Source organism: Mesorhizobium sp. M0518, assembly GCF_040321125.1.
Lineage (GTDB): Bacteria > Pseudomonadota > Alphaproteobacteria > Rhizobiales > Rhizobiaceae > Mesorhizobium.
In genome coordinates this window covers 80005-107004 of sequence record NZ_JAMYQY010000014.1, presented here as the reverse complement: position 1 = coordinate 107004, position 27000 = coordinate 80005, and the positions used below count along the sequence as shown (strand labels likewise).

Here is a 27000-nt window from a genome sequence, read left to right as displayed (position 1 = left end):
ATGCACATCGTAATCTGCATCAAGCAGGTGCCGGACTCGGCACAGATAAGGGTCCATCCGGTGACGAACACAATCATGCGCCAGGGTGTTCCGACCATCATCAACCCTTACGACCTGTTCGCCCTCGAAGAAGCGCTCAGACTGCGCGATGCCTATGGCGGCGAAGTCACTGTGCTCACCATGGGTCCGCCCATGGCAGAGGACGCGCTGCGCAAGGCGCTCGGCTACGGCGCCGACCGAGCGGTGCTCTTGACCGACCGCTATTTTGCCGGCTCCGACACGCTGGCGACCTCGTTCGCCCTTTCCCAGGCAATCGCGAAGGTCGGCGAGACGTTCGGCACGCCAGACCTCGTCTTCACCGGCAAGCAGACGATCGATGGCGACACCGCCCAGGTCGGGCCCGGCATCGCCAAGCGCCTCGGACTCCTGCAACTGACCTATGTCGCGAAGATCCCCTCTATTGACCTTGCTGCAGGCGAGATCAAGGTCGAGCGCCGCTCCGAAGGCGGCACACAGATGCTGAAGAGCAGCCTGCCTTGTCTCATCACCATGCTAGAAGGCACAAACGAGATCCGCCGGGGCTCGATCCACGACGCCTTGTGCGCCGCGCGCAGCCAGGTCTTGAAATGGAGCGCGGCCGACGCCGGCATTGAGGATCTCACCAAATGCGGCCTGCGCGGCTCACCGACGGTCGTCAAGCGTGTTTTCGCCCCTCCTGCTCGAGCTGAAAAGGCGGCGCTAATCGACACCGCCGAGATGCCCTTGCGCGATGTCGCTGACGAACTCATCACCGCAATCTTCACCCGCCAGCCGGCGCTGGAACATGAGCTCGCCTTCAACGGCGGCGCGTGACGGCAAGGAGCAAACGATGTCGACCGCGAACCGAGAAACCCCTCGCCCTGCCGCCGGCCGCGCCGGCATAAAGAAGGAGCTGCCCGCCCATTTCAAGGACTACCGGCACGTCTGGGTCTTCATCGAGCTCGAACGCGGCCAGGTCCATCCCGTATCATTCGAACTGCTCGGCGAAGGCCGCAAATTAGCAGACAAGCTTGAGGTCCAGCTTGCAGGCGTCGTGCTCGGACCGCCGGGAGAGGCCGTCGGGAACGCCGTTGCCGAAGCATTCGCTTATGGTGCTGACCTTGTCTACATCGCCGAGGCGCCCCTGCTCGCCGACTATCGGAACGAGCCTTTCACCAAGGCGATGACGGATCTGGTCGATACCCACAAACCCGAAATCCTTCTTCTCGGTGCCACCACACTCGGCAGGGATCTTGCCGGCTCCGTGGCGACGACCTTGCAGACGGGGCTCACGGCCGACTGCACCGAACTCGATGTGGATACCGACAGTTCGCTCGCCGCCACGCGCCCGACTTTCGGCGGTTCCTTGTTGTGCACGATCTATACGCTCAATTTCCGCCCGCAGATGGCGACAGTGCGACCGAGGGTCATGCCCATGCCGCAGCGGACGGATAAACCGGTCGGGCGTGTCATCCGGCACAAGCTCTCGCTTGCCGAGGACGAGATCGCTACCAAAGTCCTCGGCTTCCTGCCGGACAATCAGTCGGCGAAGGCAAACCTTGCCTATGCCGACGTCGTGGTTGCGGGAGGCCTTGGTCTTGGCGCGGCGGAGAACCTGCAGCTTGTGAAGAACCTCGCGCGAGCAATCGGCGCCGAGCACGGCTGTTCGCGCCCGTTGGTCCAGAAGAGCTGGATGCCAGCTGATCGGCAGATCGGCCAGACTGGCAAGACCATCCGGCCGAAGCTTTACATAGCGGCCGGGATTTCCGGCGCCGTCCAGCATCGGGTTGGCGTCGAGGGGGCGGATCTCATCGTGGCCATCAACACCGACCCGAACGCGCCGATTTTCGATTTCGCTCACCTCGGAATCGTCACCGACGCGATCCGCTTCCTGCCCGCACTGACGGAAGCCTTTACCCGGCGGCTGTCGCCCCACAGTCGCGATAAGCTTGCGAGCTAAGGGATGGACATGATCGAGGAAAACTTCGACGCCATTGTTGTTGGGGCAGGCATGTCCGGAAACGCAGCTGCTTACACCATGGCCAGCCATGGCCTGAAGGTGCTGCAGTTGGAGCGGGGTGAATATCCGGGCTCCAAGAATGTCCAGGGTGCCATCATGTACGCGGACATGCTGGAGAAGATCATCCCGGATTTCCGGGATGATGCGCCTCTCGAGCGGCATTTGGTTGAACAGCGGCTTTGGGTGATGGACGACACATCCCATACCGGGATTCACTATCGGTCGGACGACTTCAATGAGGCGAAGCCCAACCGATACACGATCATCCGTGCCCAGTTCGACAAATGGTTTTCGCGTAAGGTGCGCGAGGCCGGCGCGACGCTTCTGTGCGAGACGACCGTGACGGAACTCATCCGTGATGCCAAGGACAGGGTGATCGGCGTGCGCACAGACCGGGCGGGCGGAGCCATCTACGCGGACGTGGTCGTTCTCGCAGAAGGTGTCTGCGGACTGCTAGGCACTCGAGCCGGCCTGCGCGAGATGCCGAAGCCGCAAACCGTGGCGCTCGCCGTCAAGGAAATGCATTTCTTGCCCGAAGAGGTCATTGAGCAGCGGTTCGGCGTCAAGGGCGATGAAGGCTGCGTGATCGAGGCGGTGGGCACGACCTCCCGCAGCATGGCCGGGCTCGGCTTCCTCTACACCAACAAGGAGTCGATCTCACTGGGCATTGGCTGCCTCGTCTCCGATTTTGCCGCGATGGTCGAGAGCCCCTACGTTCTCCTTGATGCCTTAAAGAGCCATCCTTCGATCCGGCCGCTGATCGCCGGCTCGGAAGTGAAAGAATATTCCGCACACCTCATTCCCGAAGGCGGCTACAAGGCTATTCCGCAGCTGTTTGGCGATGGTTGGGTCGTGGTCGGCGATGCCGCGCAACTGAACAACGCCATTCACCGCGAAGGTTCGAACCTCGCCATGACCTCCGGCCGCATTGCGGCTGAGGCAATTGTCGAGGTCAAGAGCCGCAACGGTCCGATGAACAAACGGAATCTCGCCCTTTACAAAGCCATGCTGGACAAGTCCTTCGTGGTCAAGGACCTAAAGAAATACAAAGATATGCCGGCCTTGCTCCACACCAATTCCTGCAATTACTTCACAACTTATCCGCGGTTGATGTCGCAAGCCGCGCAGAACTTCATGCGTGTCGACGGCACGCCGAAGATCGAGAAGGAAAAGGCGACCACGGCGGCCTTCATCAAGGCGCGCTCGCGTTGGGGGCTGGTCAGCGACGCGGTCCGCCTTGCATTGGCGTGGCGCTGAAGGGAGACGAAATGACGATCGCAGTGACAAAGTCACGTGTCGAGGACAAGCTTTACCAGAACCGCTACTTGGTGGATTCCGGCCGCCCGCATATCAAAGTGCGACCGCACGAGAGGCCAAGCGCGAACTTGCTCGCGCTTACCCACGTCTGCCCGGCGAAATGTTATGAGTTGAACGACAAAGGTCAAGTGGAGATCACTGCTGACGGCTGCATGGAGTGCGGCACCTGCCGGATTTTGTGTGAGACCAGTGGCGAGATCGAGTGGAACTATCCACGCGGCGGTTTCGGAGTCCTCTTCAAATTCGGATGACCGACGCACGCACGTATTAAGAGGGTTGATCTTGATACAGTTTAGGTCTCGCCAAACGCCAAGTCTATCTTCGTTGCTTCGATCGTCGCTTCGACGAAGAGAAGCTCGTGAATACTGTGCTTTCAGAATTCAGATAAAAAAGGAGGAGCACTCTGGACGACAACCCCTGAGGTGTTTCCATGACCCACGGACCGCAAGATCGGGTCGACGAGGTTGGACCTCGGGAGACCCGCCCTGAACCGCCCATCAAAAGCATGCCCCAATCAGATATCGCGCTCAGAGGACTCTACGAGATATCGAAGGTGCTGACCGCCCCCAGCGAGCTGGAGATTACGCTCGCCAATGTCGTGAACGTCCTGCCTTCATTTCTGCAGATGCGTCACGGAGCAATCGTCGTCCTGGACGCTGAAGGAGAGCTGGAGATTGCCGCGACTGCCGGCAATACCCACGTACGTCAATCAGGCACTCGCCGCGTCATACCACAGGCCGTAACAGATCAAATCGTCGCTACGGGGACGCCGCTCTTCATACCGGACGTGCGCAAGTCCCAACTATTTCAGGCTGACCTTCAAACGTCTTCGAGCATCGGAACCATCCCAATTGCCTTTATCGGTATCCCGCTAAAGGCTGATCATGATATCCTTGGGACATTGTCGATCGACCGCGCCGGAGACGGCGCCACCGACTTTCGCGACGACGAAGACATTTATTTCCTGACGATGGTCGCCAACCTTATCGGCCGGACCATCCGCCTCCATCGCGCCCTGAGTACAGATCGTCAGCGGTGTGGCCATGAGCAATCGGGACCGGAGAAATCGCCCAACGAGGGGAGGACCTACGACCCTGCCCGGCATGCGGATGCCAAAATCGACGGGATCATCGGGGAAAGCCCCGCACTCAAGCAGGTGCTCGAAACCGTCTCGGTCGTAGCAGGGACCAATTCCACCGTGCTTCTGCGGGGTGAAAGCGGCACCGGCAAGGAATTCTTTGCGCAGGCCATCCATAAGCTCTCACGTCGGAGGAAGAAGTCTTTCGTCAAATTGAACTGCGCCGCACTGTCTGAAAGCGTTCTGGAGTCAGAACTGTTTGGGCATGAAAAGGGCGCTTTCACGGGTGCTATCTCCCAGCGCGCCGGTCGTTTTGAATTGGCAAATGAGGGAACGCTGCTACTTGATGAAATCGGCGAGATTTCGCCGGCCTTTCAAGCCAAGCTGTTGCGTGTCTTGCAGGAAGGCGAGTTGGAGCGAGTCGGCGGCACCAAAACGCTACAGGTCGACGTGCGCCTCATATGCGCCACCAACAAGGACCTCGAGACGGCCGTCATAAAAGGGGAGTTCAGGGCCGACCTTTATTACCGCATCAATGTCGTGCCAATCATCCTGCCTCCGCTCAGAGAGAGAACCGGCGATATTCCACGCCTTGCGAACGCCTTCCTCAACCGGTTCAACAAGGAGAACGATCGCGCACTAGCCTTCGCGGCGCCGGCGCTTGACCTGATCTCGCAATGTTACTTCCCTGGTAACGTCCGCGAGCTGGAGAACTGCGTCCAAAGGACGGCCACACTTGCGCGCTCAAGGACGATCACTCCATCCGATTTCGCCTGTAAGAAGGGCCAGTGCCTTTCCTGGCTCCTCTGGAAGCGAGCCGACCGATCGAATGGCGGCAATGCCATCGACGATCTCGCACGGGTCAACGCAGTGCCGGTCGGATTGCGGCTGCCGGCCAGTTGCATCGGTGCCTCCGCAGCCAAGATATCTCCCTTTACGGCCGGCGATCCGAACGATCCCACTTGTCCCCCGCGTCTGGCGGAACGCGACCGGGTGATCGACGCGATGGACAAGGCCGGTTGGGTTCAGGCCAGGGCGGCTCGTATCCTCGGCCTCACGCCGCGGCAAGTCGGCTACGCCCTGCGCCGGCATGGTATCGTGGTGAAGAAATTCTAGACGTCGTGATGACGTCAACCGTAAGCAGCCCGGAGTGGTCTCGTTCACACTTTGCGCGCCCAAGGCTGGTAGCCTCGCGACCCTATTTGCTTGTCCACTGTCGTAAGCCCGACAAAGGTGTGTCGGAGCAATCCGAAGGAATCTGACACGACAAGCCTATTCGTGAACCGAAACAGCTCTTTGAGCTGGCATAGCTCTTGCGCTTTGAACTGCGACATCACGCAGCAACGGAGCCGTTCATGTCTGCACCGGCAATTTCGCTTGAGAGCCTCAGCACGACATTCGGTGACCAGTTGCTTGGCACCATGAAACCCGGTGGCTGCGCGTCATCCTGCGGCTCGTCGATAAAGCCCGACGACACGGATCCGGCTGTCTGGGAGAAGATCAAGGATCACCCCTGCTTTTCAGAAGAGGCGCATCACTATTTCGCGCGCATGCACGTCGCGGTCGCGCCGGGCTGCAACATCCAGTGCAACTACTGCAATCGCAAATATGACTGCGCCAACGAAAGCCGGCCTGGGGTGGCCTCTGAAAAGCTGACGCCCGACCAGGCGCTACGCAAGGTGATCGCGGTCGCCAGCGAGGTGCCGCAGCTTTCCGTGCTCGGCATCGCCGGACCGGGCGATGCCTGTTACGACTGGAAGAAGACGAAGGCGACCTTCGCCAGGGTCGCCAGGGAAATCCCAGACATCAAGTTTTGCATCTCCACGAATGGGCTCGCGCTACCGGACCATGTCGATGAGCTTGCCGACATGAATGTCGATCACGTGACGATCACCATCAACATGGTTGACCCTGAGGTCGGTGCAAAGATCTATCCTTGGATCTTTTACGACCATCGCCGCTACGTCGGCATCGAAGCCGCCCGGATGCTGCACGAGCGGCAGATGTTGGGCCTGGAGATGCTGACCGCGCGCGGCATCCTCACCAAAATCAATTCGGTGATGATTCCTGGCGTGAACGATGAGCATCTGATCGAGGTGAATAGATGCGTCAAGGAGCGAGGCGCGTTCCTGCACAACCTCATGCCGCTGATTTCGGACCCGGCGCACGGCACGCACTACGGACTGAGTGGGCAGCGCGGCCCAAACGCAAAGGAGCTGAAGGCTCTTCAGGATCGTCTCGAAGGCGGCGCCCAGTTGATGCGCCACTGCCGGCAGTGCCGGGCAGATGCCGTCGGCATGCTTGGCGAGGATCGTGGCCAGGAATTCAGGGCCGACCGGATTCCCGGCGAGGTCACCTACGATGCCAGCAAGCGTAAGGCCTATCGGGAGCTGGTCGCGCAGGAGCGCCGTGATCACGTGGCGGCCAGAAGTGAAGCGATCGGATTGGTCAAGGCAGCGAGGCCCGGCAAATCCGTCCTCTTCGCGGTGGCGACCAAGGGCGGCGGCCGCGTCAACGAACATTTCGGCCATGCGAAGGAATTCCAGGTTTATCAAGCCTCGCCGAGGGGGATCAGCTTTGTTGGGCATCGCAAGGTCGAGCAGTATTGTCTCGGCGGCCGGAGCGCAGAGGCCACCCTCGATGGCGTCATCGCAGCGCTGGAAGGCATAGATATCGTGCTGTGCGCCAGGATTGGAACTTGCCCGCAGGATCAGCTCGCGGAGGCTGGAATCCAAGCGACCGATGCTTTTGCCCATGACTATATCGAGACGGCAATCAGCGCGATTTACACCGCCACGTCAGGGGCCCCCGCACTCGCGGCGACGGCCTGAGCTGTCTCATCCATTCGGACCAGGAGTTAAAATGGCTTTCAAGATCATCGCATCCCAATGCACCCAATGCGGCGCCTGCGAATTCGAATGTCCTTCCGGCGCGATCAAGTTCAAAGGCGAGAGCTACGTGATCGAGTCACAGAAGTGCACCGAATGCGAGGGGGTCTTCGATGCGCAGCAATGTGCCTCGGTATGTCCGGTGCCGAAGACCTGCGTTCCTGCGTGACCACATGGGCTGCCGACATGGTTGGGGCTGCCTATGCAGGACGCCTGGAATGCCTTGTTCACAATCTGCAGCCCCAAGAGAAATCAGGGAACGGACATGTCGCTCGGACGCGAAGAGGAGATCGAAATCCGCAGGCCTCCACGATTCATGCCGGGAGAGCGGGTACGTGCCACTCGCCACATAAAGAATGACGGCACCTATCCCGGCAGGGAAATCGGGGAAAATCTCGTGCGGAAGGGCGACGAGGGATATGTGCGCGACATCGGCACCTTTCTCCAGCAGTTCTTCATCTATGCGGTCGAGTGGATCGACCGTGGCACCGTCGTCGGCATGCGAGCGCGTGAACTGATGAGCCTCGACAAAGCCGAGGCGTCCTGCAGTGCTGAAAGCAATTCCAATGAAGGGACGGCCAGATGAAAGTCATGATCCGCAGGACCGATGCTGGCTTGTCGGCGTATGTCCCCAAAAAAGACCTCGAAGAGCCGATCGTCAAGCTCGAGAAGGAAGAGTTGTGGGGCGGAACGGTCACGCTCAGGAACGGGTGGCGGCTCCTCTTACCCGATCTTCCACGGGATACGCGTCTGCCGATCACTGTCGAGGCAAGGAAGGTTTCCGAAGAGGACTGATGCTGCCGCTAAGTGCGTCGCGAGGAAACGAGCATGAATACGATCCTGACATCGGGCCACCTTGTCATAGTGCGGGACAGTTTTGCCGATAAGCTGCTTGACCTGGCGAAGGCAGCGCTCGCCGCCGATGAGGTGATCCCCTATCTCGGTCCGGGTCTTCTTGGGTTCAACTGTGCGGAACCGCCTGTGCCGCATACTCCGGAGGTCGTTGCCGCGGCACTCAATGCACGGGCGCCCGCCCCTTCCAGGATCCGCACCAATATGTGGTCGGTTGCGCAGTTCATCGAACAGCGCCGGCATCGCCGGACGCTTCAAGCTTGGATGACCGAGATATTCGCAGCGCCGGTGAGGCCAACCCTCCTCCACGCCTGGCTCGCAAGGCTGCCGCTCTCCCTCATCATCGACAGCTGGTATGACAGCGCGATGCGCACGGCTCTCGTGGAGACCGGCCGAACGGACGTCGTTGAGATACAAGGCGTCACGCGGGCGAACGAAATCGGCAACATTTGGACAAAAACCTACGATTTGTCCGGGAGGGAGCTCGACGCCCGATCGGGGGCAAAGACGGTCCTCTATGCACCTCACGGGAGTAGTAGGCCCTCGCAAAACTTTCTCGTCGCAGATTCCGACTATGTCGAAGTCCTGACCGAAATTGATATCCAGACACCTATTCCTGACGTGGTGAAGGAACGGCGCATCACCCGTGGATTTTTCTTCGTTGGCTGCCGCTTCAACGATCAGATGCTGCGCACCTACGCCAGACAGATCATGAAGCGCTCCCGCGGTCCCTATTGCACCGTAATGGACGCGGAAACCCTGACCAGAAACGAAGCGCGTTTCCTTGCGGCAAGCGGAATCACGGTGATCGACATGCCACTTAGTCAAGCGGCGGCTCGGCTTCTGGGAACGGGCAAGGCTGCAGGTTGTGGACAGGATTAAAATGGCGGTCGCCTTTGATGATGCGTCCTTCGGCTTTCCTCGAAGGCGCAAAATGCAGTCGGGAATACACCCGTGAACAGTGATGCTGTCGGCAGCGCAACGAACGCTCTGAATTCGTTGACCCATGTTGAAGCGGCGCGCTGGGGCCGGGATTTGAGTACGCTGTTGCGCATAACGCGCATGAATTTTCGGCATCCCTGGCAGGTCGCCTTCGCTATGGGCTCGACGATCATGGCGGCAATCCTCCAGTTGCTCATTCCCCAGCTTCTCGGCCGGGCTGTCGACCAGGCCCAGACAGCCATCGGGGGCGGTGTCGCCGGGAGCGCGGCAGGACAAGCGCTCTGGACCCCGGCTCTCCTGCTGCTCGCCGTCAGCGCGCTACGCGGCCTTTTCACGATGGCGCAGAACTATTTTGCCGAAGCCGTCGGGCATCATGTCGCGTACGAACTGCGGCTCGCCTACTACGACAAGATCCAGCGTCTCAGCTTTTCGTTTCACGATCGGGTCCATTCAGGCGATCTGATCACCATCGGAATGCTCGATCTCCAAGGCGTGCGGATGTATTTTTCCACCGCGCTCGTTCGCGTGGTCCTGCTCACCATGCTGATCGGGATCGGCGCCTACATGATGATCTCGATCGATCTCATGCTCGGCCTGGTCGCGCTGAGCTTCGTGCCTTTTGTCGCCTGGCGCTCATCGACCACACAGCTTAGGCTGCGCGCCACCTGGCTCGACCTCTATGAGCGCCTTTCGGTACTAAGCCGCGTGATGAAGGAAAATCTCGCAGGCATCCGCGTGGTCCGCGCTTTTGCGGCTCAATCCTATGAGATGCTGAAGTTTGACCGCGCTTCCAAGACCGCGCTCGGCCTCGCCAACGATCTCGTTGACATCTACGTACCCAGCACGTCGGCGATGACCCTGTCCTTCTTTTTCGCAATGGGATTGGTGCTTTGGATCGGTGGCAACAAGCTCATCGCTGGCGAGATCAGCGTCGGAACGATGGCGACCTTCCTGACCTTCATGACCATCCTGCAAATGCCAGTCCGCCAGATCGGCCTCATGGTCAATGCCTTTGCCCGCGCTTCCAGCTGCGGTTCGCGGCTTTTCGGTCTCCTCGATCAGGAGATCACGATCAGGGATGCTCTCGAGGCCAGACCGCTTGAGATAAGCGACGGCACTCTGCGCTTCCACAATGTCTCATTTGCGTACCCCAATGTCGAAAACCGCGCCATTCTGAAGAACCTCAGCTTTGAGGCCCGGAGAGGCGAGACGATCGCGATCGTCGGTCCGCAGGGTTCCGGCAAATCGACGATGGCTCATCTGATCCCCCGCTTTTACGACGTGACCGGTGGCGCCATCACGTTGGACGGCCAGGACATACGCAATGTCACCCTCGAGAGCCTTCGCAAGGCGGTTGCCGTTGTACAGCAGGATGCGTTCCTGTTCACCACCACGATTGAGAACAACATCGCTTATGGCGACCCCTGGGCGAAGAGACAGCGAATTGAACGCGCTGGCGAATTCGCCCAGCTCCACGACTACATCCTCGGGCTCCCAGCAGGGTATGAGACGGTCGTGGGCGAACGCGGCGTCTCTCTCTCTGGCGGCCAGCGCCAGCGTCTCACGATTGCTCGCACCATGATGCTGCGCCCCTCTGTCGTCGTTTTCGACGACTCGATGGCCGCGATCGATGCCGGCACCGAGCAGCGCATTCGCGCGGCGACGCGGCGCTTCGCCAAGGATCGGGTGACGATCATCATCGCGCACCGGCTGAGTGCGCTTATGCATGCCGATCAGATCCTTTTTGTCGATAACGGCGAAATCGTAGAACGCGGCACGCATGAAGAGCTTCTGGCGAAGCGGGGACGCTACAGGGCCCTTTACGATCTCCAGACGCGCCCAGGTGATAGCATATGACCCAGTATGGGGGCGCCCGCTGATGGACCAGGGCCCCGGCGAACTCGAAGCCGAACGTGACGACGGCAGACGCCCTCCGCGCGCGGTCGTCGGCTCGCACCGGATCGAGGAGGAGATGTTCGGCCGGGCTTTCGACAAGAGCATCCTCCGCCGGATCTGGGGCTTCGTCCATCCCTATCGGGCAAAGGTAGTTGTCACGATTGTCGCGATGTTGATCTTCACCGGGACGCAGCTTCTCATCCCCTTGATCATCCGCTACGCGATCGACCAGGGCATGAACCCGGCAGCGAGCGATCGCTCAGCCCAGCTTGCGGCCGTCGGCGCGTTCCTTTCGGCGATTTTGGTCAATTTCGCCGCCGGTTACATGCAGGAAACCTTGGATGGGAAAATTGCCGAAACTGTCCTGTTCGACATCCGCCGCGCCATGTTTGGCCATCTGCAAAAGGTTTCGCTCTCTTTCATGGACAAGACTGAGGTCGGACGCCTGATGTCGCGCCTGCAAGGCGACGTTAACTCCATACAGGAGTTCCTGGAAACCTCGGTATATTCCCTAGGCGATGTTGCACTTCTCTTCGGCATCGTTTTCGTAATGCTGTGGCTCGACTTTCGCCTCGGCCTCCTGACGCTGTCGGTTCTGCCGATCCTGGTGATCGTCCGCATTGTCTGGCTGCCGCGTGCCCGCGACGCCTTCATGGCTGCACACGAAACCAATTCCGTCGTCAATGGCGCGCTGGCCGAAGCCATTCACGGCGTGCGGACCATACAGTCGATGGATCGCCAGCAGGTGAATTTCATTCTTTTCGACGACCGGGCCCATGCCAACCGCAGGACCCAACTGATCGCTGCCAGATATGCACTGGTCATGGTGCCTATCGTCGATGGCCTCACGGGCCTCGCCTTGGCCGCCGTTATTGTGGTCGGCGGCTCGATGGTCGTGAATAGCCGTATAGATGTGGGCGTGTTGGTAGCCTACCTGTTTTACATCCAGCGCTTCTTTGACCCGATCCGCTCACTCACCCTGCAATATTCGATCATGCAGCGCGCAATGGCCTCAGGCAAGCGCCTGACCGATGTGCTCGATGTCAAGATCGATGTTCAGGACAAACCCAATGCGGAGGTACTTTCGCCCGAAATGGACGGCTCGGTCGAGTTTAGGGACGTCACATTCGGCTACGATCCGAACCGTTCGGTTCTGAAAAATGTCTCCTTCAGGGTCAACCCCGGCGAGACGGTCGCACTGGTCGGACCGAGCGGTTCTGGCAAATCGAGTGCGATGGCCCTGGTCCACCGCTTCTATGATGTTCAGCAGGGTCAGGTGCTGGTCGGCGGGCATGATGTGCGCGACCTCACCCAAGAATCGCTCGGCCGCCAGGTCGCCATGGTGCTGCAGGATCCATTCCTGTTCACCGGGACGGTCTTCGAGAACATTCGATACCAGAAGACGGAAGCCACGCGCGACAAGGTGATCGAGGCGGCGAAGGCGGTCGGCGCGCATGACTTCGTCATGAGCCTCGCCGACGGGTATGAGACCCAACTTGGCGAACGCGGCGACAACTTATCTCTCGGCCAGCGCCAGCTTATCAGTTTCGCCCGCGCCCTCGTCGCTGACGCCAAGATCCTCGTGCTCGACGAAGCTACCGCCAACATCGACAGCTACACGGAATTGCAGATTCAGAAGGCTCTGATCAAGCTGCTTGAAGGGCGGACTGGCCTCGTCATCGCCCACCGTCTCGCCACGATCCGGGGGGCCGACCGCATCATCGTGCTCCAGAATGGCCAAGTTGTTGCGACTGGCAACCACGATGAGCTAATAGCCATGGGCGGCCTGTATTCCAAACTCTACTATCTCAACTACGCCTCCTTCGACGACATCCCCGAACACGAGACCACCGTGCAAGCTGGCTCCCAGACCTGACTTTTTGGCGGCCTTGTGGTAGTGGCGTTGACTTTCGGGCGTGTCGGCGGACCACTCAGGCACCGCAGACGGCCAGCAGGCAGCATTCAAGGACAAGCACTCCTCGCAGTCGTGAAGACCGGCTGCGAACGATTTCCTCCAGCATCGTATCCCGACCGCGGTGCACCCCATCATCGGGCGAGCTCGCTCCCGGTGGTGGCTGGGCGTAGCAAAGCCGCTCGCGAGCGCGCCCTCAACAGCGCCGTAGCGAGTGGCGGCTTTGCTACCGCCGGGCCGCTGATGAAGCTGGAGGCGCCGCACCGACGCCGCCCCGGGCGAGAAGAACCTCTGCGGCGGGCTATGGGCAACGGGTAGCGCGAGCGCGACGAGCAGACGCGTGCCTGCATCGTGACGCGCTCGGCCATCATCTCCTTAGGATCATGCAGGTTCACAAGATGGCCCAGACGCCAGCCAACGCACAAACCTGGTATTCTGTGCCGCCGGCTCGTCGTCAGTTTGGCCTCCCTCCCGATTGCCCGTCCCCACCACGTGCACGCTCGAGCACGTGGATGTGAAGGAGCGCTGTACAACGATTCAACCTCAGACTGCGAATTTCATGGCCAGCCAAATCGAGCCATGATTTCGGATTGAATGGTCGTCGCAGTGTACAGGGAAGCATCTAGCGGCAGATTTCCAAATGCCAGTTGACAAAGCAGGTAGTTGGCACCTGCCTCTTCCAACTGACCTAACAGAGCTTTTCGCACAGATTCTGCTGATCCTACCACGCACAATTCACTCTCGACTGCCGCATCGAAGGTCAGCGGCAGGTTTGGTGGAGTGGGGATAGCGTTAAGCTCGTAAAGAAATTGGAAGCTCTTGAGCCAGCGTTCGTAAGCAGGTGCCGCGAGCGAATAGGCATGTGTGTCACAACGCCCAACCACGACCATGCGGAGCAATCCGATAAATTGCGCCTGATCCCCCGCGCCAGCGTTGTCCTCTCGATAGGCGCGGAACGCATCAGTAGTTTTGCGAACAGAAGAGGAAGGTCCTACACACGCGATATTGGTTCCATTCGCAGCCGCCCAAGCTGCGGACTCGGGTCGATTGGCAGCAACCCATGTCGGCGGATGTGGACGCTGATGAGGTTTTAACGTCAAAGGAACGTCATTGAGATCAAAATGGCGGCCTTGATAGCATAGCGTGCCGACCTTCATCGGATTAACAAGTATTTCCATGAGGATTTCGCTGGCTTCGGCATAACGGCCCGGCACCGCGTCCGCACCAATCCCGAAGTAGCCCAATTCGATCGGGAGAGCACCGCGCCCTATGCCCAGTTCGAGCCTGCCACCGCTCAACTGGTCCAGCATACAGATCTCTTCGAACGCACGCAGCGGATGATAAAGCGCAAGCAGCATCACCAAGGGTCCGAGACGCAAGCGCCGGGTGCGCTGGGCGACGCTCGATAAGAACAGATTCGGCGATGGACCTCTCCCATGGGGAGTACAGTGATGTTCTGCGAGATGATAGGCATAGAACCCTAGTTGATCGCACGCCTCTGCTAATATCAGGCGATCTTCGTATTGCCGACCGATGTCGCGGCCATCCTCGTCGAGATGATCGAAGATGCCGAACGCTAGGTTTGAAGGAAAGACGTTTGTCACTCGATAAGTCCCCGATTTTAAAAGCAGGCTGTTCTCTTGCTGGGATGACCAAGCAAGTCGGAAGAGATGTGTGTGATCGCCGATTTGCGTCAGCGTAACGAAGAAGCAGAGCCTGACGCTTCCCTGCCCTTGGAGCTTGGCACCGTTAAGCTTCCAGCAATGTCGCCAGCGGCAGCAAGAAATGCATCCATCTGCTCTTTTGTGCCGATGCTGACGCGGATGCAGTGTTCCAAGCCTTTGTCCGGAAAAAACGCGACAAGTATCTTTTGCCTTTCCAATGCTGCTTGCCACCATGAGCCGTCCTGTCCCGCGGGCACACGGGCCAGCAAGAAATTTGCGCGGGAGGGCGTTACGGAAAATCCGAGTTGCGACAGCGCGACTGTCACTCGCTCTCGTTCATCCTTGATGTGCTTGTGGTTCTCTGCGTAGGCGCCGCGATGCGCAAGCACGCTGATACCAACGGCATGCCCGATGACGTTCATGTTGAAGACGTTCTGGATGTTTCGCAGCCTGCCAATAATTTCAGGGTGACCGAAACCGAAACCGACGCGAATGCCGGCGGCGGCATAGCTTTTCGAGAATGACCTCAAGATCAGAACGTTCGGATACTGGTTGATGAGGCGCAGGCCATGATCGGGTGCAAAGTCGACGTAGGCTTCATCAAGGACAACCAAGCGGTCTGATTGTGCTACGAGGCGTTCGATATCGCTTATCGGGAGGAATGTTCCGGTCGGATTGTTTGGATTGGCCAACATAATGAACTTGGCGTCTTTTGCCGGACCGGAAAGCAATTGCTCCATTGGCAGGGAATGAGCTTGACATCCGATTTCGAGAAACTCGGCGCCCTGAATCATGGCAAGTTTGCGGTTGAACGAAAACCCTGGCGACATCATCGCAACCTTGTCGCCAGGCGCGAGGAAAGCTCTGTAGATCAGTCCGAGCAGTTCAGACGACCCGTTGCCTGCGATGACCTGATCCCTGGAAACGCCATAGGTGCTGGACGCCGCTTCCCTCAAGCTGATGTTATCGTCATCCGGATATAGATACTGGCACTTGAGGGCCGCCACTGCACTTTGCATTATGATTGGCGGCAACGGAAACGGGTTCTCATTCGTATTCAGCTTGACAAAATTTCCGTCCGGTGCTGGTCCGTTGGACGGCAGAGCATCTAACTGTCGCGTCACTGGCGGAAGAGCCGAAAGCACAGTTTGCAGTTTTGCATCGGACATATTTTAACTCCGTTTTAGTCACCAGGGGCATCCGTATGAGCTCGCAACGAGAGCAACATGGCGGACAGGATTGACGATGGAAGCGTTGCCTCTCACACGATGGTCGCAACGCAGACACGGGAATTCGGCCAGGCTGTCCTCGATGAATCGAGTGGAAGCGGACGCGGACCTGCATCGCTGCCGCAAGGCGCTAAGCAGCTCAGCTCATCTCCTCGGTTTCAGATACGCTTGATCTCGACGCCGTATTTCCTCAGCACGTAGCCAATCTGGCGCGGGGTCAGTCCAAGGAGGCGCGCTGCCTTTGCCTGCACCCAGCCACATCTTTCCATGGCAGCAATGACGCGCTCTATGTCGGGGGTCCTCGCACCAATTGGGTGTGTTGCGCCGGCACGCGGGACTGTGGTCGCGGCCGAACAGGCTGCCGCATCCGGCGGCGTGGCCGGATTCGCTGACTCCGGCAGGATCGGCGCTGGTTGCATCGCGGCCTTGCCCGATCTGCACTTCCACAGCGCCTCGGCAAAGCATTGGCCTTGGGAGCAGGCAAAGTCGTTTCTCCCGATTGATAGTCCCTCGGCCAGGATCGCTGTCCGGTGCACGCAATTTTCAAGCTCGCGAATGTTGCCGGGAAACTCACATTTCATCAGCACTTCAATCGCACACGGATCGAAGGTAAGCGTACAGCCGTTCTCGTCGTTGAACTTCTTGAGAAACTCAGCTGCGAGCAGCGGAATATCGCTGCGCCTCTGGCGCAATGCTGGTACCAGCAAGGGAACCACGTTGATGCGGTAGTATAGGTCGGCGCGGAACTCATTCCTTGCAACCGCCTCTTCCAGGTTCCTGTTCGTGGCGGCAATCACGCGAACATCGACCTTGATGGTCTGATTGCTGCCGACGCGCTCAAACTCCTGCTCCTGCAGCACGCGCAGCAGCTTTGCCTGGAACGAGGCCGAGATCTCGCCAATCTCATCCAGAAACAACGTCCCCTTGTCAGCGAGCTCAAAGCGCCCCTTGCGGGAATTGAATGCGCTTGTGAAGGCACCCTTCTCATGACCGAACAATTCGGATTCCAGGACTGTCTCTGGGAGCGCTGCACAATTGAGTTTAACGAAGGGCCGCTTGGCGCGCGGCGACAACTCGTGAATTGCCTTGGCAGCCAGCTCCTTCCCGGTACCGGACTCGCCTCGCAACAGAACCGTGGTTTTTGCCTTGGCTACGATCGCGATCTTCTCCAGCAGCGCACTTATCGCCGGACTGTCACCAATCATCCCCTCGACATGAACCTTTTTGCGCCGGGGTGCAGGGTGCTTAACATCGGAAAATTTCGTCTGCAGCCGATCTTCCAACTCCGGCGGTCGCTCGCGGTCCCCCGCGCAGAAGCGGTGCAACTTGACTGTCTGTCCCACCATGTTGGCAATCATGGTGAGCAGTCGGACATCGTAATCGAGCCGATAGCTTGACCTGCTTTCCAAAGCCCTGTCCACAGTCAGCGCGCCTACGGCGTTCCCATCAACACGAATGGGAACGCCGATGAACGACACGGTGTCGGAGGCCCCAAGCACCTCAATGTCAGCGGCAGTGAAGGCCGGATGCATCGCTATGTCCTCGGCGATGAGCGGCGTGTCCGTCGTCACAATCTGATCGATGGCGTTGCGCGGCACGCGCGACCGGGAGGGCTCATTGCTGTTCGTGTCGCAGTCGCTGGCCACGGTGATGTCCAGTCCGGCCTCGGCATCGCAGAGAGTGATGATGCCGTGCCGCATCTGCACTAACGAGTGCAGGAGATCAACGACCTTGGCCAACGTGAGTTCGAGCCGGGCGGGACCGGTGAGTATTTTCGATATTTCGAAGATTCCGGTGAGGGCGCGCTCGTGCAATGCCCCATTCGCAGGATTCGTCTCGGACGTTGGACAACCCCTTATCGCATCCGGCAGCGATATGCCGCACTCGCTGGCATTTTGTTCTGATTTGCGAATGTTGTGGTGCATGTGATCCTCGATCTCGCGCCATCAAACGTAGGCCGGCGGCATGTGCGCCCGCGACGTCGCGAGCAAGCGCGAAAATACTCCGACGTGAACTCGTGCCGCCGCCGTTTGGTCGAGTGCAAAGCGGATCGAACCCTGATGCATCGCTTGGCTCTCCCCTCCACGAAGCTTGGCCATGGTCTCGGCTTGCACCAAGGCAACCACACGTTGTTTTCAACAGACTGGAGCGAGGCGGGATAGTCAATCGAGCTTTCTTTCATTCGTGAAAGGAAACCTCGCGGCATATGATAGAATTCATCAATTCTGTTTTTGCCGTTGAACGACGGAAATACTTGCGCCGGCGATGCGGTGCCCGAGCGGCTGACCGCGCCGAGTGTAAAAGCCGGGCCGTGCCATTCACCAGCGCCCGCGACGGAGGGGCGGAAGTGATAATAACCGCCAACGGCACTGGTCGTTTGCGGCAACCGCCATTTTGCTCGAGTTGATCATACGGCGGCGGTGTCGCGTGTGAAGGCGCGAAGCTGGCGTCGAGTACGGCTTGGTAGGCGGTGCTCGCAATTTCCAGATCGCATCGTCGTGGTCAGCGCCAACGGCGTCAATCTCTACGTCTCGACGTGGCTTTCATGCAGCGGGAGCGCTGCAAAGAGCACAGCCATTCTCGGCTCTGATGCCACCGATGAACCGCGAGCCAGAGGGATCGACTGGCAGCACTCTGTCAGTGAACATCAACGGGTCGTGCTGGACCCTCGTCGTTCCCGCCTTGTCCCAGCGCATTCATTCCATCATGGGTGCCACGGCTAGTCAGGGAAAGCGAAGCTCTCGGCCTCCTCTAGACCAACGGATTTCGTCATGTGGCGCAGGCGTTCCGGCGAGAGGAACTCGCCTCTCACAGCGCTTCCGAACAGGGGTAAGTTAGCCTGTCATCTGGACGGGCTTATGAACAGGCGACCTATTTGGTACGCGCTGGCGCCAGCGATGCGGCCCGGTCCAAAGCCGGCTAAAACGAGGAACCCACCACGCTCTGTGCAGCAAAACCGCTAGCCAGAGGGATCGACCGGCAGCACTCTGCCAGAGACCATCAAGGGCGTGCCGGACCGCGGCCATCCCGCTGGTCTGACACCGCATTCCTCCATTATTGGCGAGCCCACGTCAGTTCAGGTCATGCGGATTCATCTGGCATGGGTATTGCGGCGGCGTTGGTGCAGCGTTCGACCGGAGCGCCGCGATAGGGAGAAGCCCGGGAGAAGTCACGCCACCTCGATCCGGTCAGGGAGAGAGAAACAGTGTCAGCTGCACAAGTCCGCGGCGCGAGTCCCGCGCCCCGCAAACCCTTCTACACCAAGCTCTACGCCCAGGTGCTTGCCGCCATCGCGCTCGGCGTCGCAATTGGCTATTTTTATCCGGAGACCGGCGAGAGCCTGAAGCCGCTGGGTGATGCCTTCATCAAGCTGGTCAAGATGATCATCGCGCCTGTCATCTTCCTGACAATTGCCACCGGCATTGCCGGCATGAACGATCTTCATAAGGTCGGCCGGGTCGCCGGTAAAGCAATGGTCTATTTCCTCACCTTCTCGACGCTCGCGCTGATCGTCGGCCTCATCGTCGCCAATGTCGTCCAGCCTGGCGCCGGCCTCAACATTGATCCGGCCTCGCTCGATGTCCAGGCCGTGAATACCTATGCCGCAAAAGCCAGCGAGCAGTCGGTCACCGGCTTTCTGATGAACATCATCCCGCCAACGATCGTCGGTGCCTTCGCGGAAGGCGACATCCTGCAGGTGCTGTTCTTCTCGGTTCTGTTCGGCATGGCGCTTGCGATGGCCGGCGAGCCGGGCAAGCCTGTCGTTTGCTTCCTTCAGGCGCTCATCGCGCCTGTCTTCAAGCTCGTTGGAATTCTGATGAAGGCCGCGCCGATCGGCGCTTTTGGCGCAATGGCCTTCACCATCGGCAGATATGGCATCGGTTCGGTGGTCAACCTCGCGATGCTGGTCGCGACGTTCTATTTCACCGCCTTCCTCTTCGTGTTCGGGGTTCTCGGCGCGGTCTGTCGCTACAACGGCTTCTCGATCTGTTCTCTCATTCGCTACATCAAGGAAGAGCTGCTGCTTGTCCTCGCAACGTCCTCCTCGGAGGCGGCGCTCCCTTCGCTGATGCAGAAAATGGAGAAGGCGGGCGCCAGGCGTTCGGTTGTGGGTCTCGTCATCCCGGCCGGATACTCATTCAATCTGGACGGCACGAATATCTACATGACGCTGGCGGCCCTCTTCATCGCGCAGGCGACGAACACGGATCTGTCCATCGGCGATCAGGTGCTGCTGCTGCTCGTAGCAATGCTTTCCTCCAAGGGCGCTGCAGGTGTCACAGGCGCGGGCTTCATCACCCTGGCGGCTACGCTCGCCGTAGTTCCGAGTGTTCCCGTTGCTGGGATGGCACTGATACTCGGCATCGACCGCTTCATGTCCGAATGCCGGGCGCTGACGAATTGCGTCGGCAACGCAGTGGCATCCCTCGTCGTCGCCCGCTGGGAAGGAGAATTGGACCGAGCACAGATGAAAGCCGCCTTCTGCGGTCATCAGCTTGCCAAGGCATCAAACCGGCTACCCTCCTCCAAGTAAGGTGGGCGGCCCACGACCTGTTAAGTCGCCTAGCTGGTCACATGAACTGAACGACCGACCCGCAGCCTCTAAACGGCTCCTCACGGACCATGTAGCCGAAGCGCTAAATGTGTGAGTGCAAACCGTCACCGCCCTTTAAGCGAATGAGCCTTTCAGTATACCCGGCCGGTTTACGTCTGGAATGATGTTCGTCCAACACGCTGTTGGCCGTTCGTATGGGACGTTTTCACTTTGCCACCCGAAACCGAAACCCGTTAGGCGACAGAGAGCCGGCCGGCGTCAAAAAGATCAGAATAGGACCTATGACCAAGCGCCCCACAATTGCCGATCTCGCCCGCGAAGCCCGAGTCAGCGTAGCAACGATCGATCGGGTTCTGAACGCCCGCCATCCGGTGCGCGAGGAGACCGCGCGGCGGGTCCACGACGCCGCCCACGCGATCGGCTATCATGCTGCCGGGCTAATCAAGCAGCGCTTGCGGCGAGACCTACCGCACTACCGTCTGGGCTTCATCTTGAGAAAACCGGCCCAGCATTTCTACCAAGATTTTGCGCGCGAGGTCGAAGCATCGGTCAATTTGGCCCAGTCCTTCCACGGCATTCCGCTCGTCGAATTCGCCCCGTCACATATGCCGAGCGACCTGATCGCGCGGCTCAAGGATTTGGGCGCACGCTGCCATGCGATCGCGATGGTGGCACCGGACCACCCGAAAATTACAGCAGCGGTTGAGGACCTCAAGGCCAAGGGCATTCCGGTTTTCTCGCTGCTTTCCGACTTCGCCGCCGGCGTGCGACAGGGGTATATCGGCCTTAACAACCGCAAGGTGGGGCGCACGGCCGCTTGGATGGTGTCGAAGGTCGCAAAACGGCCCGGCAAAGTGGCGGTTTTTGTCGGCAGCCATCGTTTCCAGGGGCACGAGCTCCGTGACGTCGGCTTTCGCTCCTATTGCCGTGAGAACGCGCCCACGTTCGAGGTGCTGGATCCTGTCATGAACCTCGAGAAACGGCAGATCACCTACGAGGCAACGCTTGATCTCATGCAGCGAGAGCCCGAGCTCGTCGGCTTCTATGTCGCCGGCGGCGGCATGGAGGGCGCCATCTCCGCGCTCCGAGAAGAGGGCAAAAGTCGCGATCTCGTCGCGATCGTGAATGAAATCACGCCGGAGTCTCGGGCGGCGCTCGCAGATAATATCGTCACGATGGCGGTCGCCACGCCAATGCGCCGACTTTGCCGGGAGCTGATAACGCTGATGACGCGGGCTATCGAGACCGGCACCGCTGAAACACCCGGACAGACATTTCTCCCGTTCGACATCCATCTGCCGGAAAATATATGAAACTCATGGACTCTATCGTGAGCGGGGAGTTTCCTTTCATAAACGAGAGAAAGTTGAATGATGATCCCATCCCGCGGGGTGGCCGCACCCACGGACCTCAGCCGGGCAGAATGTAGCGCCGATTAGATGAACGGATCGGCCACGCGTTCAGGCAGAAGCGCGGGGTCAATTGCCTGGGTCCGCAGCGTCAAGCTCGACCGGCTTCATTGCCAAGTGCCCGACTTTCTCGGTGCAGGGGACTGTCGTCGACGCCAGTAGCCGAGCGAGGCTGGCACAGATGATCGACCACGTGGACCGCCATCTCCTCGCCTGGCCGCGCGTGAAAAGCCGCGGCAAGGCCTGCGACGTTGGCAATTAAGTGGGGCTGAGCATCTTCTGGGACTCCGCAAGCAAAATCGGAGGCGGCAGTCAATTCAGTAGCAACCCCGGGCGTGTGTTCTGCTCGTTCCTGGCCCTCGTACTTGACAAGCAACTGCGCCGCTCTGCTGGGCAAAGGCCCGGTGTTTAAGTGGGGCTTAACATCTTCCGGGACTTCGCACGTGAAATCGAGGTGGCAGTCGGTACCAACAACCGCAAGGTCGGATCGGCGTGCCCGAGACGCTCATTGATTTCAGGCAAAGGCGCCAGGCGAGATGCCTCCTGCAACATCATTTCCCGCATCCACATGCTTGCCGGATCAGTATTGTGAAGCTCAGGCCACTGGACGGCCTCCGTGAATGCGGGAGGAGGAAGTGGCGGCGGAAGTTGGACAATCCGCAGGGGTGTTGTTTTTGCGAAATGCTGCGCCAGCCGTAAGGGCATGGTCCCGATGCGGTTGCTGCCTGACAGGACGGGCGCGATCAGGCTAAAGCCCTGTACGACGACCTCGACACGTCTCTCGAAACCGTGCTCGAGCAAATACCATTCCTCCATGGTGGGCTGCCGGGTGTGCCTGAATTTGAGCACGACATGCCCCATGGACAAGTATCGCTCGAATGTAAGTGGCTCTGACAGCTGCTTGTTCGTGCCGCAGCCTACGCATACGAGCATATCTTCGAACAGGGCTGCGCGAGGATGTTTCGACATGAACACTTCCGGCATAATCAGAAAATCAAGGTCGCCGCGCCGGAGAAGCTCCTCGGGGTCGTCGCAAATAGGCAGACATTCAAAGCGAACGGCGGGAGCTTCCCGCGCAGCACGCTCTACGATCTTCTTAAAAAATACGAGCGTGATGTAATCGGAAAGCATCATTCGGAAGAGACGATCCGATTGGGCCGGGTTGAAAGCGTCGGAGGAAATAATCGATAGCTGGATGTGCAGCAATGCCTCCCGGACTGCTGTGGCGAGCCCGTCGGCGCGCGGTGTCAAAATGAGCTCGCGGCCGTTCATCGTAAATAGCTCATCGTTGAAATAGGCGCGTAACCGAGCAACGGCGGCGCTCATGGCCGGCTGGCTCAGGTTGATACTGCGAGCCGCGGCAGTGACTTTACGCTCCCTCATCAGAGCGTCCAGCACAACGAGGAGATTTAGATCGAGTCCCTTGAAACGCATGTCATGTTCTATCCAACGTGTGGATGCGTATCATTCAAACAATCAATTTTACGAATTTACGAGCCATGCATTAGAGGAACGTTAATGAGCGACGTCAAGCTCAAATCGACGACACGGGCCGGAACTTCGAGAGAGCGTCTGGCTCACCGTCGCCAACGACAACGGCTGAATGCAGCCAACAGCGCCGCTTTGGTCGGGTAATGCGGCCGCAAAAACTAATATGAAGAGAGGTCCTGAATGCGCCACCAGGTGCAGTGGAAGTTGTGCTGGGAAAACGAGTTGCAGCTCTCCGATCACGTTGAGCTCGCCGAGTTCTTTCGTGATACGTACGGGCCGACTGGGGCGTCCAACGCAGAACCGTTCGAAGGTAGTCGAAGCTGGGCCGGAGCCAGGCCTGAACTCCGCGTGATCGCCTATGATTCAAGTGGTGTAGCGGCTCACATGGGCATACTGCGCCGTTTCATCAAGGTTGACGCGGTCGACCTGTTGGTGGCTGAGCTGGGCCTGTACGGGGTACGTCCGGACCTTGAGGGTCTCGGAATCGCCCATTCAATCCATGTCATGCTTCCAATACTGCAGGAGCTTGGCGTTCCATTCGCTTTCGGAACGGTCCGGGACGCGCTGCGGAATCATGTTGAGAGGTTCGGGCGGCGATACAGGCCTTTGGCCGTTTTGTCGGGAATTCGCGTGCGCTCCACCCGACCAGAGGCCCGCCTCGACCTGCCGCCCACACGCATCGATGACGCACTCACCATTGTTCTGCCGGTTGGACGGCCGATCAGCGAATGGCCCACGGGCACGATGATAGATCGGAACGGACCAGAGCTATGAGCCGTCCCGATTGCTTGTACGAAGTGCGCCGTGAGTGCTCTGACGGCACCGGCCGTCGCAGCGTTTATCTAACGTTTGACGACGGTCCCAATCCACTGTTCACACCGGAGATTCTCGATGTGCTGGCAGAGCAGCGGGTGCCGGCGACTTTCTTCGTCATCGGCGCCTACGCCTTAGAGCACCCAGATCTAATCCAACGGATGGTCGCAGAAGGGCACGAGGTAGGCAACCACACGATGTCTCATCCGGATCTGTACCAATGCGGTTTCGGCGAAGTGCAACGTGAGGTCTTTGAAGCGAACGACGCCATCATGAGAGCGTGCCCGCAGGCCTCGGTGCGCTATGTTCGCGCGCCCTACGGCGCCTGGAGCGAAGAAGTCTTCACAGCCTCACAGATCGCCGGGCTGGCGGCCCTCCATTGGTCCGTCGACCCTCGAGATTGGTCTCGCCCTGGGGTCGACGCGATTATCGATAAAGTGCTCGCCTCTGTCCGGCCGGGCGCAATCGTACTCTTGCACGACGGATGCCCTCCCGGCGAGTTAAGCCAGGGCGCTCACGCCGGTCTGCGCGACCAGACGGTCACGGCGCTGTCCCGGCTGATTCCAGCATTGCGTGAGCGCGGATTTGTAATCCGCTCACTTCCTCAACATCACTGAACAAACGAGATCCCATGACTCTTCTTGGTACAACCAGCACTGTGGCCATATCGCTTTATGCGCTGCTCTCGACTGCTTATAAGAGCATGCAGGGGATTTATGCTCTGCCGACAAACGACTCATCGGCGTTGGAGGTTCTCGTCGGCTCCGATCAACTGCCCAGCGTGGATGTCATCGTCCCCTGCTTCAACGAGGATCCGCGCACGCTTTCAGAGTGCCTGGCTTCCATTGCCGACCAAGAATACGCCGGAAGACTTCGGGTCTATGTGGTTGATGACGGTTCTGGAAATCGCGAAGCCTTAGGAACTGTCCACGAAGCCTACGCGCGCGACCCCAGGTTCGACATCATTTTGCTTCCCGAGAATGTTGGAAAGCGCAAGGCGCAGATCGCCGCGATACGCCGCTCATCAGGGGATCTGGTGCTTAACGTTGATTCAGACACGTTACTCGCGTCCGACGTCATTGCCAAGCTTGTACCGAAAATGCGAGATTCAGCGGTCGGCGCAGTCATGGGTCAGTTGACGGCCAGTAACCGGACCGAGAGCTGGCTGACCAGGCTGATAGACATGGAGTACTGGCTGGCTTGCAACGAGGAGCGCGCGGCGCAGGCTCGCTTCGGTGCCGTTATGTGCTGTTGCGGCCCATGTGCCATGTACCGCCGGTCTGCGCTCCTTTTATTACTGGACCAGTACGAGTCGCAGTTTTTTCGGGGCAAGCCAAGCGACTTCGGTGAGGATCGCCATCTTACTATCCTTATGCTGAAAGCAGGCTTTCGAACCGAGTACGTTCCGAGCGCCATCGCGGCCACAGTCGTCCCGAACAGACTCGGACCGTATCTGCGCCAACAACTCCGTTGGGCACGAAGCACATTCCGGGACACGCTGCTTGGGCTGCGCTTGCTGCCCAGCCTGAATAGCTATCTCACGTTGGACGTGGTCGGACAGAATCTCGGCGCGCTACTCCTCGCCGTATCGGTATTAACGGGCCTCGCACATTTCGCACTGACAGGCTCTGTGCCTTGGTGGACAGGACTGATGATTGTGTCCATGACCATGCTCCGATGCAGCGTGGTAGCAGTTCGGGCCCGACAGTTTCGATTTCTGGGCTTTTCGCTGCACACGTTCATCAACATCTTTCTCTTGCTTCCGTTGAAAGCCTACGCGCTGTGTACATTGAGCAATAGCGATTGGCTGTCGCGAGGCTCTGCTGTCGCTACATCGAACACTGGGGCAAAACAGGCCCCCACCCAAACTCCGATCACTGGTTCCAGCAGGGCAGAATTCTCGCCGCATGCGGCTCCGCTTCGCAGGCTCAATCTTGCGCGGGATTCTTCGGAATTAGTGCTGTCGGGCAACATTTGCGGCGACGAGTGATCGCTAATTACCTAGTGGACGAGAGGTGCACGAGTTTGACCCCGAACGTGAATCATCAGTTGCTTGATCGGGAATTGGCCGCAGACGATCCGTGGCTTCTCGACGGCAATCCGTTCGAGCGGAAGCGCCACACGCAAATGCTCCAGCTGGCGCTTGCCCAAGGCTCCATTTCAAATGCCCTCGAAGTCGGGTGCGCTGCCGGCGCATTCACGGAAAAACTAGCCCCCTACTGCCAAGGGCTCACCGTCATCGATGTCGTGGCGCAAGCGATTGCTCGAGCACGTCAACGGATAAACGAGCCGTCGCGCATCAACTGGATAGTCTCCGATGTTCAACAGTTTTCGACCGACGAGTTGTTTGACCTGATCGTTGTGGCGGAGGTCCTCTACTATCTCGAAGACATAGCCGAGATGCGCGCGGCCGTCAAAAACCTGGTGCGGGTGCTTGCGCCTGGCGGGCATCTGATCTTCGGATCGGCAAGGGATGCTAATTGCCGTCGCTGGGGTCACGCCGCTGGTGCTGAGCCGGTCATCGCCATGCTGAACGAAACGTTGATCGAGGTAGAGCGTCTTGAGTGTCGGGGCGAGTCGGTCAACGAAGACTGCTTGCTCGTCCGTTTCCGAAACCCGCTTTCCGCTTCCTGATGATCGAATCTATCGCCGTTAACCTGGAGACACTATGCGCATCTTTGGTATCAAGCTGACCCATGATGGGGCGATCGCCCTGGTCGAGGATGGACGGCTCGTCTTCTGCGTTGACCAGGAAAAGCGGCACAACGATCCGCGTTACCAAGCCATCGATAATCTCTACGCAATTGTCGCCGCTTTACCGGAACAGGGGCTAAATCCTTGTGACGTCGATCAGTTCGTTATCGACGGCTGGGATGGCGAAGACGAGTCACAGTTTCAGGTCCGGCAGGCAACCAA

Annotated in this window: 23 protein-coding genes and 1 pseudogene; 19 read left to right on the top strand and 5 right to left on the bottom strand. The window is 59.1% G+C overall.

Going from position 1 to position 27000, the window contains the following annotated elements; genetic code table 11:
- From NKI66_RS20650 to nifA (NKI66_RS20630), 5 genes are all read left to right on the top strand, one after another.
- Positions 1-852, top strand: coding sequence for an electron transfer flavoprotein subunit beta/FixA family protein (locus tag NKI66_RS20650; protein ID WP_352752775.1), 852 nt, complete (start codon positions 1-3; stop codon positions 850-852).
- Positions 853-868: 16 nt separating this feature from the next.
- Complete coding sequence (locus tag NKI66_RS20645; protein WP_023760372.1) at positions 869-1978, top strand: electron transfer flavoprotein subunit alpha/FixB family protein; 1110 nt, start codon at positions 869-871, stop codon at positions 1976-1978.
- A 9-nt stretch (positions 1979-1987) separates the two neighbouring features.
- The gene (locus NKI66_RS20640; protein WP_352752773.1) at positions 1988-3295 is read left to right on the top strand and encodes an FAD-binding protein; all 1308 of its coding nucleotides are present in this window, start codon (positions 1988-1990) and stop codon (positions 3293-3295) included.
- Between the two features lie 11 nt (positions 3296-3306).
- Positions 3307-3606 (top strand): ferredoxin family protein, encoded by a 300-nt coding sequence (locus NKI66_RS20635; RefSeq protein WP_023678245.1) that lies wholly within the window; start codon positions 3307-3309, stop codon positions 3604-3606.
- Positions 3607-3785: 179 nt separating this feature from the next.
- Positions 3786-5549: a nif-specific transcriptional activator NifA gene (nifA, locus tag NKI66_RS20630; protein ID WP_502900951.1), complete on the top strand. Its 1764-nt coding sequence runs from the start codon at positions 3786-3788 to the stop codon at positions 5547-5549.
- A 217-nt stretch (positions 5550-5766) separates the two neighbouring features.
- Here nifA (NKI66_RS20630) and NKI66_RS20625 read toward each other — a convergent pair whose 3' ends face one another.
- The gene (locus NKI66_RS20625) at positions 5767-5937 is read right to left on the bottom strand and encodes a hypothetical protein (protein WP_352752771.1); all 171 of its coding nucleotides are present in this window, start codon (positions 5935-5937) and stop codon (positions 5767-5769) included.
- Here NKI66_RS20625 and nifB point away from each other — a divergent pair.
- The 7 genes from nifB to NKI66_RS20590 all read left to right on the top strand — a co-directional run bounded on the left by nifB (position 5855) and on the right by NKI66_RS20590 (position 12887).
- A complete protein-coding gene (gene nifB, locus NKI66_RS20620) occupies positions 5855-7264 on the top strand; it encodes a nitrogenase cofactor biosynthesis protein NifB (RefSeq protein WP_352752770.1) in 1410 nt (469 codons plus the stop codon). The genes NKI66_RS20625 and nifB overlap by 83 nt on opposite strands.
- Before the next feature lie 31 nt (positions 7265-7295).
- Positions 7296-7490, top strand: coding sequence for a 4Fe-4S dicluster domain-containing protein (locus tag NKI66_RS20615; protein WP_023672218.1), 195 nt, complete (start codon positions 7296-7298; stop codon positions 7488-7490).
- A 96-nt stretch (positions 7491-7586) separates the two neighbouring features.
- Entirely contained in the window at positions 7587-7907 is a 321-nt protein-coding gene (locus NKI66_RS20610) for a nitrogen fixation protein NifZ (protein ID WP_023760366.1), read from the top strand.
- Complete coding sequence (gene nifT / locus NKI66_RS20605) at positions 7904-8116, top strand: putative nitrogen fixation protein NifT (protein ID WP_023802030.1); 213 nt, start codon at positions 7904-7906, stop codon at positions 8114-8116. The genes NKI66_RS20610 and nifT overlap by 4 nt, the downstream gene beginning before the upstream one ends.
- Before the next feature lie 33 nt (positions 8117-8149).
- The gene (locus NKI66_RS20600) at positions 8150-9055 is read left to right on the top strand and encodes an SIR2 family NAD-dependent protein deacylase (RefSeq protein WP_031213722.1); all 906 of its coding nucleotides are present in this window, start codon (positions 8150-8152) and stop codon (positions 9053-9055) included.
- Between the two features lie 72 nt (positions 9056-9127).
- Entirely contained in the window at positions 9128-10972 is a 1845-nt protein-coding gene (locus NKI66_RS20595) for an ABC transporter ATP-binding protein (RefSeq protein ID WP_352752769.1), read from the top strand.
- Positions 10973-10994: 22 nt separating this feature from the next.
- The gene (locus NKI66_RS20590) at positions 10995-12887 is read left to right on the top strand and encodes an ABC transporter ATP-binding protein (RefSeq protein WP_352752768.1); all 1893 of its coding nucleotides are present in this window, start codon (positions 10995-10997) and stop codon (positions 12885-12887) included.
- A 593-nt stretch (positions 12888-13480) separates the two neighbouring features.
- Here the strand turns inward: NKI66_RS20590 and NKI66_RS20585 are convergent.
- The 3 genes from NKI66_RS20585 to nifA (NKI66_RS20575) form a co-directional block, all read right to left on the bottom strand.
- The gene (locus tag NKI66_RS20585) at positions 13481-14527 is read right to left on the bottom strand and encodes an LLM class flavin-dependent oxidoreductase (protein WP_352752766.1); all 1047 of its coding nucleotides are present in this window, start codon (positions 14525-14527) and stop codon (positions 13481-13483) included.
- Between the two features lie 89 nt (positions 14528-14616).
- Positions 14617-15756 carry a histidinol-phosphate transaminase gene (gene hisC / locus NKI66_RS20580; protein ID WP_352441435.1) on the bottom strand — a complete coding sequence of 380 codons (1140 nt, stop codon included), beginning with the start codon at positions 15754-15756 and terminating at the stop codon, positions 14617-14619.
- A 218-nt stretch (positions 15757-15974) separates the two neighbouring features.
- Positions 15975-17741 (bottom strand): nif-specific transcriptional activator NifA, encoded by a 1767-nt coding sequence (gene nifA / locus NKI66_RS20575; protein WP_050591526.1) that lies wholly within the window; start codon positions 17739-17741, stop codon positions 15975-15977.
- 1280 nt (positions 17742-19021) lie between these two features.
- Between nifA (NKI66_RS20575) and NKI66_RS20570 the strand changes: the two genes are divergently transcribed.
- Both NKI66_RS20570 and NKI66_RS20565 read left to right on the top strand, forming a co-directional pair.
- Positions 19022-20350: a dicarboxylate/amino acid:cation symporter gene (locus NKI66_RS20570; RefSeq protein WP_023736285.1), complete on the top strand. Its 1329-nt coding sequence runs from the start codon at positions 19022-19024 to the stop codon at positions 20348-20350.
- Between the two features lie 302 nt (positions 20351-20652).
- Entirely contained in the window at positions 20653-21684 is a 1032-nt protein-coding gene (locus tag NKI66_RS20565; protein ID WP_023736284.1) for a LacI family DNA-binding transcriptional regulator, read from the top strand.
- Positions 21685-22188: 504 nt separating this feature from the next.
- On the opposite strand, the gene NKI66_RS20560 is transcribed toward NKI66_RS20565, so the two are convergent.
- Entirely contained in the window at positions 22189-23214 is a 1026-nt protein-coding gene (locus NKI66_RS20560; RefSeq protein ID WP_352752764.1) for a LysR family transcriptional regulator, read from the bottom strand.
- Positions 23215-23451: 237 nt separating this feature from the next.
- Between NKI66_RS20560 and NKI66_RS20555 the strand changes: the two genes are divergently transcribed.
- The 5 genes and pseudogenes from NKI66_RS20555 to NKI66_RS20535 all read left to right on the top strand — a co-directional run.
- Positions 23452-24045 (top strand): NodA family N-acyltransferase, encoded by a 594-nt coding sequence (locus NKI66_RS20555; protein ID WP_023736281.1) that lies wholly within the window; start codon positions 23452-23454, stop codon positions 24043-24045.
- Positions 24042-24701: a chitooligosaccharide deacetylase NodB gene (gene nodB, locus NKI66_RS20550; protein ID WP_023760354.1), complete on the top strand. Its 660-nt coding sequence runs from the start codon at positions 24042-24044 to the stop codon at positions 24699-24701. The genes NKI66_RS20555 and nodB overlap by 4 nt, the downstream gene beginning before the upstream one ends.
- A 14-nt stretch (positions 24702-24715) precedes the next feature.
- Positions 24716-26074 carry a chitooligosaccharide synthase NodC gene (gene nodC, locus NKI66_RS20545; RefSeq protein ID WP_352752763.1) on the top strand — a complete coding sequence of 453 codons (1359 nt, stop codon included), beginning with the start codon at positions 24716-24718 and terminating at the stop codon, positions 26072-26074.
- A gap of 35 nt (positions 26075-26109) precedes the next feature.
- Positions 26110-26718, top strand: coding sequence for a nodulation methyltransferase NodS (nodS, locus tag NKI66_RS20540; RefSeq protein ID WP_352675660.1), 609 nt, complete (start codon positions 26110-26112; stop codon positions 26716-26718).
- Positions 26719-26752: 34 nt separating this feature from the next.
- Positions 26753-26998 (top strand): annotated as a pseudogene (locus NKI66_RS20535) (carbamoyltransferase N-terminal domain-containing protein); the annotation flags it as partial.
- Positions 26999-27000 lie beyond the last annotated feature (2 nt).

Coding starts and splice junctions, on each gene's coding strand:
- NKI66_RS20650 (WP_352752775.1), top strand. CDS start 1: ATGCACATCGTAATCTGCATCAAGCAGGTGCCGGACTCGGCACAGATA.
- NKI66_RS20645 (WP_023760372.1), top strand. CDS start 869: ATGTCGACCGCGAACCGAGAAACCCCTCGCCCTGCCGCCGGCCGCGCC.
- NKI66_RS20640 (WP_352752773.1), top strand. CDS start 1,988: ATGATCGAGGAAAACTTCGACGCCATTGTTGTTGGGGCAGGCATGTCC.
- NKI66_RS20635 (WP_023678245.1), top strand. CDS start 3,307: ATGACGATCGCAGTGACAAAGTCACGTGTCGAGGACAAGCTTTACCAG.
- nifA (WP_502900951.1), top strand. CDS start 3,786: ATGACCCACGGACCGCAAGATCGGGTCGACGAGGTTGGACCTCGGGAG.
- nifB (WP_352752770.1), top strand. CDS start 5,855: ATGAAACCCGGTGGCTGCGCGTCATCCTGCGGCTCGTCGATAAAGCCC.
- NKI66_RS20615 (WP_023672218.1), top strand. CDS start 7,296: ATGGCTTTCAAGATCATCGCATCCCAATGCACCCAATGCGGCGCCTGC.
- NKI66_RS20610 (WP_023760366.1), top strand. CDS start 7,587: ATGTCGCTCGGACGCGAAGAGGAGATCGAAATCCGCAGGCCTCCACGA.
- nifT (WP_023802030.1), top strand. CDS start 7,904: ATGAAAGTCATGATCCGCAGGACCGATGCTGGCTTGTCGGCGTATGTC.
- NKI66_RS20600 (WP_031213722.1), top strand. CDS start 8,150: ATGAATACGATCCTGACATCGGGCCACCTTGTCATAGTGCGGGACAGT.
- NKI66_RS20590 (WP_352752768.1), top strand. CDS start 10,995: ATGGACCAGGGCCCCGGCGAACTCGAAGCCGAACGTGACGACGGCAGA.
- hisC (WP_352441435.1), bottom strand. CDS start 15,756: ATGTCCGATGCAAAACTGCAAACTGTGCTTTCGGCTCTTCCGCCAGTG.
- nifA (WP_050591526.1), bottom strand. CDS start 17,741: ATGCACCACAACATTCGCAAATCAGAACAAAATGCCAGCGAGTGCGGC.
- NKI66_RS20565 (WP_023736284.1), top strand. CDS start 20,653: ATGACCAAGCGCCCCACAATTGCCGATCTCGCCCGCGAAGCCCGAGTC.
- NKI66_RS20560 (WP_352752764.1), bottom strand. CDS start 23,214: ATGCGTTTCAAGGGACTCGATCTAAATCTCCTCGTTGTGCTGGACGCT.
- NKI66_RS20555 (WP_023736281.1), top strand. CDS start 23,452: ATGCGCCACCAGGTGCAGTGGAAGTTGTGCTGGGAAAACGAGTTGCAG.
- nodB (WP_023760354.1), top strand. CDS start 24,042: ATGAGCCGTCCCGATTGCTTGTACGAAGTGCGCCGTGAGTGCTCTGAC.
- nodC (WP_352752763.1), top strand. CDS start 24,716: ATGACTCTTCTTGGTACAACCAGCACTGTGGCCATATCGCTTTATGCG.